This is a genomic window from Halorubrum sp. CBA1125 (assembly GCF_009742825.1).
Lineage (GTDB): Archaea > Halobacteriota > Halobacteria > Halobacteriales > Haloferacaceae > Halorubrum.
Genome location: NZ_WPCE01000309.1, coordinates 1 through 2099, shown reverse-complemented (window position 1 = coordinate 2099; position 2099 = coordinate 1). Strand labels below are relative to the sequence as shown.

Here is a 2099-nt window from a genome sequence, read left to right as displayed (position 1 = left end):
GGCGTCGACCCTGCCTCCAGCGCGGCCGCGACCTCCCCACGGATCCGCCCCACCTCCTCGGCGACGGGCTTGGGGACGGGGATCTCCTGGCCGACCCAGGAGGGGACCTCCCCCGCGGGGTCGGGGATCGGCGTGACGTTCACCCGCTCCTCCTCCTCGTCGATCTCCGTGATCCGCCACATCTCGCCGCGCTGGACGAACGTCTCGCCCGGCCCCGCGAAGTCGAGGACGAACCGCTCGTCGAGGGTCCCGATCTGACGCCGCGAGGACATGTCGTACACCTCGTAGGTGGCCTCGTCGGGGATCATCGAGAGGTTCGCGTAGAAGTACTGCCAGGTGCCGCCGGACTTCTCGAGGGCGTCTGACCCCTCGTCGAGCCACAGCAGCCGGTTCCCGTCCAGCTCGCGGACGATCTCCTGGAACGTCGACTCCGAGAGGTCCCTGAAGGGGTAGGCGTCGGTCACCGTCTCGTAGGCCTCGCGGGCGTGGACCTCGCCCTCGTCCATCACGATCCCCACGACCTGGTTGGCAACCACGTCGAGGCTCCCGTGATGGATGGCCGCGGGCTCGACGAGCTCGGCGTCGGCGCGGCGGGCGATCGCCATCGCCTCGAGGGTGTCGTCGCCGCCCTGCGTGACGACGGTCCCCGCCGACACCAGGTCGCGGCGGTGGCCCGCGCGGCCGACCCGCTGGAGCAGGCGGGCGACCTCGCGGGGGCTCCCGTACTGCACCACGTGGTCGACGCGGCCGACGTCGATCCCGAGCTCCATCGAGGAGGTGCAGACGAGCCCGTCGATCTCGCCCGCCTTGAACCGGTCTTCCACGTCGATCCGCACGTCCTTCGAGAGGGAGCCGTGGTGGACCTCGATCTCGGTGACTGCGTCGGTGTCCGCGTCGTTGTCCGTGTCGGCGTCCGCGTCGTCGGGGGCGCTCCCGTCGTCCCCGCCCGCCGCTTCCCGCTCCTTCTCTGCGAGCGTCTTGAACCGCGAGCCCAGCGCCTCTGCGGTCTGTCGCGTGTTGACGAAGATCAGCGTCGACTCGTTCTCGGCGACGGTCTCGCGGATCGTCCGGACGTGGCTCGCTGTGGTCTCGTCGGTCGCGAGTTCGCCGGCGAGCCGGCCGTCTTCGTCCGTGATATCGGGGTCGACCACGGAGACGTCGACGCGGCTGCCCGCGGCGACCTCGACCGTCTCGAACGCCCGGTCGCCCGCGCGGTCCGGGTCGCGCCGCCCGCAGCCGACGAGGAACTTCCCGACCTCGTCGGGGTCGCCGACGGTCGCCGAGAGGCCGATCCGCTGGAACGGCCCGGCGACCCGGCGCAGTCGCTCCAGGCCGACCGTGAGCTGCGCCCCGCGCTTGGCGGCCGCCAGCTCGTGGACCTCGTCGATCACGACGTGTGCGACGTCTTCGAGCGCCGCGCGCATCTTCGACCCCGTCAGGATCGCCTGAAGCGTCTCGGGCGTCGTGATGAGGACGTCCGGCGGGTCGTCCGCCTGTTTTCCCCGCTCGTACTGGGTCGTGTCGCCGTGGCGCACCGCGACCTCGACGCCGAGCGTCTCGCCCCACCACTCCAGCCGGTCCATCATGTCCCGGTTGAGCGCCCGCAGCGGGGTGACGTACAGCGCGGAGATCCCCTCGCGGGGCGGGTCGCCGGGGGCGTCCCTGGCGGCGACGATCGCGTCGAAGACGGGCAACATCGCGGTCTCCGTCTTCCCGGTCCCCGTGGGCGCGAGCACGAGGGCGTTCTTCCCGGCCGCGAGCGGCGGGATCGCCTCGCGCTGCGGCTCGGTGGGCGTGGTGAACCCGCGGTCGGAGAGCGCCTCGCGCACGTCGGGCCCGAGGCGGGCGAACGCGTCCATCCCCGACGGTTCCGACATCGTCCGCGTTTGGGCGCTCGGGCGATTAAGCGCGTCGCTGTGGGAGCGCTATCCACTTCGCCGACGGTCGGGTCGGACGCGGTGGCCGTTTCCAACGCCCAGCTGTACGACACCGCAGCCACACGCCTCCCCAGCCTCGTCGGCCGCCCTCCGCTTCGCTCCGGCCGGCCGACTCCCTCGCGGGCGGTTCGCGCCCGCCGGGCGCTCACCGGAGCGCAGGGC

Annotated in this window: 1 protein-coding gene; it reads right to left on the bottom strand. The window is 72.4% G+C overall.

The window, feature by feature from the left end:
• Nucleotides 1–1877: DEAD/DEAH box helicase (locus GJ633_RS16085; RefSeq protein WP_197431381.1), on the bottom strand; the 1877-nt coding region annotated here is incomplete at its 3' end.
• Nucleotides 1878–2099: the final 222 nt, after the last annotated feature.